The organism is Stenotrophomonas sp. Pemsol (assembly GCF_003586545.1).
GTDB lineage: Bacteria > Pseudomonadota > Gammaproteobacteria > Xanthomonadales > Xanthomonadaceae > Stenotrophomonas > Stenotrophomonas sepilia.
The window spans coordinates 1688613-1695449 of sequence record NZ_CP025780.1 but is presented as its reverse complement, the minus strand read 5'-3'; the positions used below and the strand labels follow the sequence as shown (position 1 = coordinate 1695449).

Below are 6837 nucleotides of genomic sequence, written 5' to 3'. Positions count from 1 at the left end.
CTACCACCATCCAGCGCCTGTCCTCCGGTTCGCGCATCAACAGCGCCAAGGACGACGCCGCCGGCCTGGCGATCTCCGAGCGCTTCGGCACGCAGATCCGCGGTACCGACGTCGCCATCCGCAACGCCAACGACGGTATTTCGCTGGCCCAGGTCGCCGAAGGTTCGCTGACCGAAATCGGCAACAACCTGCAGCGCGTCCGCGAGCTGTCGGTGCAGGCCGCCAACGCCACCAACTCGGCCAGCGACCGCAAGGCCCTGCAGGCCGAAGTGACCCAGCTGGTCTCGGAAATCGACCGCGTCGCCAAGCAGTCGGACTTCAACGGCACGAAGCTGCTGGACGGCACCTTCTCCAGCCAGCTGTTCCAGGTCGGCGCCAATGCCGGCCAGGCCATCGCCATCGACAAGACCATCGATGCCAAGGCCGGCTCGCTGGGCACCTCGACCTTCGCCACCGGCGCGACCGCCGCCCTGGCCGCCAGCACCGACGGCGCACGCTTCTCCGGCACCGTCATGGGCGTGGACATCGGCACGGTTGAAGTGAAGGCCGGCGCCACCACGGCGGATGCCTCCAAGGCCGTCGCCACCGCCATCAACGCCAAGATCGGCGAGGCCGGCATCTACGCCGAAGCCAATGCCGACGGCTCCCTGAAGCTGAGCTCGGTGAAGGAAGGCAAGGCCGTTGCCGCTGCCGATATCGCCCTGATGCGCAGCGACTACGACGCCACCGCCAAGACCTGGGGCGCCGCAGCGGCTGCCGGCGCCTACACTGCTGGCACCGACACCTCGGCCAACGTGCAGAAGCTGGACGTGAGCACCGTGCTCGGTGCCCAGCAGGCCCTGGAAGTGGTCGACAAGGCCCTGGGTGCGATCAACAGCACCCGCGCCGACCTCGGTGCGATCCAGAACCGCTTCACCTCGGTGGTGGCCAACCTGCAGACCTCGTCGGAAAACCTGTCGGCATCGCGCAGCCGCATCAAGGACACCGACTTTGCCAAGGAAACCGCCGAGCTGACCCGCACCCAGATCCTGCAGCAGGCCGGTACGGCCATGCTGGCCCAGGCCAACCAGGTGCCGCAGGGCGTGCTCAGCCTGCTGCGCTGATCCACGGCAAGAAGGCGCCGCTACCGTCGGGTCGAACCGACGGTAGCGGCAACCGGGAAGCCACGATGCACGAAGGCGCGGGCCATGCCCGGCCCGGGATCAGTCCCGAACCGGCTTGGCATCGCCCGCTCCTGCGGACCTCTCTTTCAGCGCTGTACCTTTGACTGTACGTACCGGGCGGCTTCGTCTCCCCCCGATTGTCAGTAGTCTGATCCCTCCCCTGCATTGGGGGAGGGCTTTTTGCAGACTCCCGGCAGCCCGCGGTGAACCCACCCGCACCCTGCCCCAGCCCTCCTGCAACCCGCGTGCCAGAACCTGCGCCAGGCGATTGGCACGGCACGTGCATCAACGAAGTCCTCAAGACCCAGCGGCGCAGGCCGCTATTTTCGTTGACGACGGGCCACCGCACGACGGCCGGGCCCGGATACCAGGAGAAACGACGTGGCAGACTTTGGATACGGTGGCATTGGCTCGGGGCTCAACATCTCGGACATCGTCAACCAGCTGGTCGCAGCCGACCGCAAGCCCGCCGACAATGCGCTGAACCTGCAGCAGTCCAAGGCCAAGATGCAGCTGTCGTCGATCGGCACCATCACCTCGGCCTTCGACAAGCTGAAGACGGCGCTGACCGCACTGAAGGCCACCACGGCGTTCGACACGCGCACCGTGACCGCAAGCAAAGGCGGCGACAAGGGCACCGACGAGATCCTGACGGCGTCGGTCGCGCTGTATGACGTCGGCACAACCAAGGCTGCGGCCTCCAACGGCACGCACGTGGTCAATGTCACCTCGCTGGCCACCGCGCACAAACTGATCGCCGATACCTCGGTACCCAAGACCGACACGTTTGCTGCCGGAACCTTGACGCTGACCGTTGGCGTGGGCGACAAGGCCAAGACCATGAACGTGGAGGTGGAGGACGGCGACACGCTGACCACCATCCGCAACAAGATCGATGCGGCTGGCCGCAAGGAAGGCGTGCAGGCCACCCTGATCAGCTCCGGCGACAACCAGTACCTGTCGATCGCCCAGGAGAAGACCGGTGCCGCCAACGCGATCAAGCTCGAATACGCAGGCAGCGACGCCAAGCTGGGGGGACTGGTCAACAGCCTCAAGCAGAACACCGCCGCCGCCGACGCCGAGCTGACCATCGATGGCGTGAAGGTCGTAAGCGCCAGCAATACGGTGGCCGATGCGGTTCCGGGCCTGACCCTGAACCTGAAGATGCCGGGCACCAGCACGGTGACTATCAGCACCGACACTGCGGCAGCCACCAAGGTGATGCAGGAGTTCGTCACCGCCTACAACGCCGCACTGGCGGCGATCAACACCGAAACCAAGTACGACGCCAAGACCAAGGAAGCCTCCACGCTGACCGGTGATGCGCAGATGCGCGGCGCCATCAGCCAACTGCGCTCGGTGATGTCGAGCGTGCTCAAGGACCTGGCTGGTGACAAGCTCGATGCCAAGGCGATCGGTCTGGATACCCGCGGCTACCCCAATGCCGACGGCACGCTGATCCTGGACACCACCAAGTTCGCCGCCGCACTGGCCAGCCAGCCGGAGAAGATGCGCCAAGCGATCACCGGAGATACCGGCGGTGCCGGCAAGCTGTACACGCTGGTCGACGGCTATGTCAGCACCACGGTCGGCAAGGAAGGCGCGTTCGTCGCGCGGACCAAGGGACTGAACACCACGCTGGACAACATCGACAAGCGCCGCAAGGATCTCGACACGCGGATGAAGAGCGTGGAAGAGCGCTACAAGAAGCAGTTCATCGCGCTGGACAGCCTGATGGGCAAGTTGCAGCAGAGCAACACGGCGCTGCAGCAGCAGCTGGCACAGTTGAACCGCTGACGATGCGTGCGTGGCACTCAAGTTTGCCGCGCAATGCACCGATAACGGACGCAACAGCAATCATCGCCGCGCCGCCGGCACCGATCCCCACGATCGCCCGACGGCACCCCGCGCAAGGAGAATCACGAATGTACGGTTCCAGCCGTCAATATGCCGAGCAGTACCGCCAGGTGGGAGTGACCAGTGCGGTCGCCGATGCCGATCCGCACAAGCTGGTGGCGATGCTGCTGGCCGGCGCGCTGGAGCGCGTGCGTCGCGCCCTGGCCAGCCTCGAGCGCGGCGACCAGGCCGGCAAGGGCAAGGCGATCGGCGAAGTCTGCGCGATCGTCGGCCACCTCAACGGCTCGCTGGACCATGAGGCCGGCGGCGAGATCGCCGGCAACCTGTCGGCCCTGTACGATTACGTGCTGCAGCGCCTGACCGAAGCCAACCTGCACAACGACCGCGCCGCGCTGGATGAATCGCTGCAGCTGCTGGGCGAGATCGACAGCGCCTGGAACGCGATCCCGCACGAACAGCGCCGCCCGGCCGCGGTGGCGCCATGAGCCTGCCCGAACTGCACGCGCAGCTGGATGCCTTCGAGAAGGCATTGGGCGATGACGCCCTGGACCAGGCCGACAGCCTGCTCGACGGGCACGACAGCACCCTGCATGCCCTGCTCAGCCAGCCGCTGACCGCTGCGGACCACGGGCCGCTGAGCGCCCTGTTCGAGCGCCAGCAGAGCCTTCTGGGCCTGCTGCGCCAGCGCCGCGATGCAGCAGCCGCACTGATGAATGACGGCCAGCGCTCTCTTCGCGCCGCCCATGCCTACCTGCAGGCAGAATCGCTGGCATGACCCAGCTGCCGACCACGTCGCTGCACCATCCTGCCGAAAGCGAGCTGTTCGACGAAACGCTCAGCTGCGAGCTGGCCCTGCCGGCCGAGTTCCAGGCGGGCAGCGCGGCCGGACGCACCAGCGGTGCCGAAGGCCTGCTGCGCAGCTTGGCACTGGTCGAAGACAGCCGTGTTGACGAGCACGACGAGCGCAACGAGGCCACCCTGCAGCTGCAACGCCTTGAAGCCAAGCTGGACCTGGCGATGGTGCTGCTCGGCCGCTTGGTGCGCCAGCAGGGCCTGGAACTGCCCCTGCGCCCGGTGCGCTGGTCGCGCCGTGGCATCCGCCTGCAGCTGGGCCCGCGCAGTGGTGCCAGCCCCGGACAGGCCGGCGTGGTGCGCCTGCAGCCCAGCGACTGGCTGCCCGACCACATCGACCTGCCGGTGGAAGTGATCGCCGAGGCAGCCGACGGCAGCGGCGGCCACTTCCTGTGGCTGCGCTTCCAGCGCCTGGGCGACGGCCTGGAAATGGCAATGGAACGGCACCTGTTCCGACTGCACCGCCGCCAGGTGGCCGAGGCGCGCCGGGCGCGCTGAAAGCTGCCACCATCACGCTTGGCGGGCAAGCCTTGGCGCGCCCGTTCAGCTAAGTTAAGGTGGACTCCCCTACACGGATCTGTTGCGTGCCTGTGCGAGTTCTCATCGTCGACGATCACACCCTCGTCCGCGCCGGCCTGGCGCGGCTGCTGCAGGGGTTTGCCGACGTGCAGCTCGTCGCCGAGGCCAGCAACGCCGAACAGGCACTGCAGCTGGCGCTGCAGCATGCGCCGGATGTGGTGCTGATGGATCTCTCGTTGCCGGGCCGCACCGGCCTGGAAGCGCTCAGCGACATCCGCCTGCGCGCCCCGGGCACCCGGGTGGTGATGATGACCATGCACGACGATGCCGCCCATGTGCGCGACGCCCTGGATCGCGGTGCGGTCGGGTTCGTGGTGAAGGATGCAGCACCGCAGGAGCTGGAACTGGCGCTGCGCGCCGCGCATGCCGGCCAGGTGTTCCTGAGTCCCCAGATCTCGGCCAAGATGCTGGCCCCCATGCTGGGCCGCGAGAAGCCTACCGGCATTGCCGCGCTGTCGCCTCGTCAGCGCGAGATCCTGCGCCGCATCGGCAAGGGCGAAAGCAACAAGGAAATCGCTGCGGACCTCGGCATCAGCGTGAAGACGGTGGAAACCCATCGCGCACGCATGATGGAGTCGTTGGGCTGCCGCCGCGCCAATGACCTGTTGCTGCTGGCCGCGCGCCACCAGCACGAGCTGGAGTGATTGCCTGCGAATGGGGTCAGATCCCTTTCCGCAGGAAAGGGATCTGACCCCTGCCCGGCACTGCACCGGCGACGAATTCCCGTCACCCCGACATTCCCTGACAGGAATCCGTACACCGGCCGCTGCAAAACCCGCTGCGTCGGCACGACGAATCAATGACTTGGCGGCCCGTTTCGTCAATATCTCGAGCCAATGTAGGGATAACCCCTACATCCTGTCGGGACAACCACGAATCCCCTCAGGAACCCCCCGATTCCGCCCACGCCGGATCAAAAGCAAGATGCGTTCCACAAGGCGCCGGGGAGCGGCGCCGGGGAACCACGATGAAGGCTGCACTCTCGACCCAGCTGGGCCAACAACTTCACCTCACCCCTCAGCTGCTGCAGTCGATCCGGCTGCTGCAGCTCGATGGCCTGCACCTGGAACAGGAAATCCAGCGCCTGCTGGACTCCAACCCACTGCTGGAGATCGAAGAGGCCGAAGCGCCTGCCGCTGACGCCACCGAGGCCGCCGCCACCACGCTGGACACCGCTGCGTTCGACGAGTTGCCGGAGTCTTCGATGTGGGACGTGGCCGGCGCCAGCTGGCAGGACGGCGACGACGACCGCATGGCGCGCATTGCCGCCGGTGAGTCGACCGACCCTCAGCTGCGCGTGCTGCAGCGCCTGGCGCTGGACATGGACGACAGCGAACTGGCGGTGGCCGCGTTCTGGCTCGACCACTGCGACGAGGCCGGCTACCTGCAGGCGCCACTGGCGCAGCTGCAGCTGCTGGCCAGCGCCCAGTTCGACATCGCCGCCGAAGGCGTCGAGGCCATCCGCCAGCAGCTGCTGCACGGTGAGCCGGCTGGCATGGCTGCGCAGGACCTGCGCGAAGGCCTGCAGGCACAACTGCGCAGCCTGCACGGCGTGGTCCCCGCGCGTCACCTGGCCGCCCGCATCCTCGATGGCGCGCTCGAGGCACTGGCCGCGCACGACTACCCCGCCCTCGCCCGCCAGCACGACGCCGAGATCGACGACGTGCGCGAGGCGGTGCGCCTGATCCTCTCGCTGCAGCCGCGCCCCGGCGACAGCCTGCTGCCCGAACGCAATGCGGTGGTGGTACCGGACGTGGTCGCCTGGCATGCCGATGGGCAATGGAAGGTGGCACTGAACCCGGCCACCAGCCGCCGCGTCTCGATCAACAGCCAGTACGAACAGGCGCTGGCCGAAACCAGCGAAGCCGCGCCGGCACTGCGCGAGATGCTGCAGGAGGCGCGCTGGTTCAGCCGCGGCCTGTCGATGCGCTACGACACCCTGCTGCGCACCGCGCGTGTGATCGTCGAGCGCCAGGCCGCCTTCCTGGTGCGTGGCGAAGAGGCGATGGCCCCGCTGACCCTGAAGGAAGTGGCCGAGGAAATCGGCATGCACGAGTCCACCGTCTCGCGCATCACCACCGGCAAGTTCCTGCAGACCCCGCGCGGCACCTTCGAACTGAAGCACTTCTTCGCGGTGCGCCTGGAAGGCGCCAGCGTCTCCGGCCAGGCGGTGAAAGCCATGGTCCGCCGCCTGATCGACGCCGAACCCGCCGGCCGTCCGCTGGCCGACGAGGCCATTGCCGGCCTGCTGTCACGCCAGGGGGTGAACATTGCCCGCCGAACCGTCGCAAAATACCGAGAACAACTGGATATCGCCCCGGCCCGCGAACGGCGCCGGCTCAGCGCCAGGCAACCGCAGCTGGCCCGGGTGGGCTGAAAAGGATGT

7 protein-coding genes are annotated in these 6837 nt (G+C 67.4%); all 7 read left to right on the top strand.

Annotation, left to right across the window (positions count from 1 at the left end; genetic code table 11):
* Positions 1-1103, top strand: a 1103-nt coding sequence (locus PEM_RS07855; protein WP_162911582.1) for a flagellin, incomplete at its 5' end; no start/stop codon positions are given.
* A gap of 441 nt (positions 1104-1544) precedes the next feature.
* Entirely contained in the window at positions 1545-2960 is a 1416-nt protein-coding gene (gene fliD / locus PEM_RS07850) for a flagellar filament capping protein FliD (protein WP_095377989.1), read from the top strand.
* A gap of 128 nt (positions 2961-3088) precedes the next feature.
* The gene (gene fliS, locus PEM_RS07845; protein WP_005416447.1) at positions 3089-3505 is read left to right on the top strand and encodes a flagellar export chaperone FliS; all 417 of its coding nucleotides are present in this window, start codon (positions 3089-3091) and stop codon (positions 3503-3505) included.
* Positions 3502-3795 carry a hypothetical protein gene (locus tag PEM_RS07840; protein WP_069138605.1) on the top strand — a complete coding sequence of 98 codons (294 nt, stop codon included), beginning with the start codon at positions 3502-3504 and terminating at the stop codon, positions 3793-3795. The genes fliS and PEM_RS07840 overlap by 4 nt, the downstream gene beginning before the upstream one ends.
* Positions 3792-4370 carry a PilZ domain-containing protein gene (locus PEM_RS07835; protein WP_069138606.1) on the top strand — a complete coding sequence of 193 codons (579 nt, stop codon included), beginning with the start codon at positions 3792-3794 and terminating at the stop codon, positions 4368-4370. The genes PEM_RS07840 and PEM_RS07835 overlap by 4 nt, the downstream gene beginning before the upstream one ends.
* 92 nt (positions 4371-4462) lie before the next feature.
* Positions 4463-5095, top strand: coding sequence for a response regulator transcription factor (locus tag PEM_RS07830; protein ID WP_005413261.1), 633 nt, complete (start codon positions 4463-4465; stop codon positions 5093-5095).
* 323 nt (positions 5096-5418) lie between these two features.
* Positions 5419-6828, top strand: a complete 1410-nt coding sequence (gene rpoN / locus PEM_RS07825; protein WP_005416444.1) for an RNA polymerase factor sigma-54 — start codon at positions 5419-5421, stop codon at positions 6826-6828.
* The last annotated feature ends 9 nt before the right edge of the window (positions 6829-6837 follow it).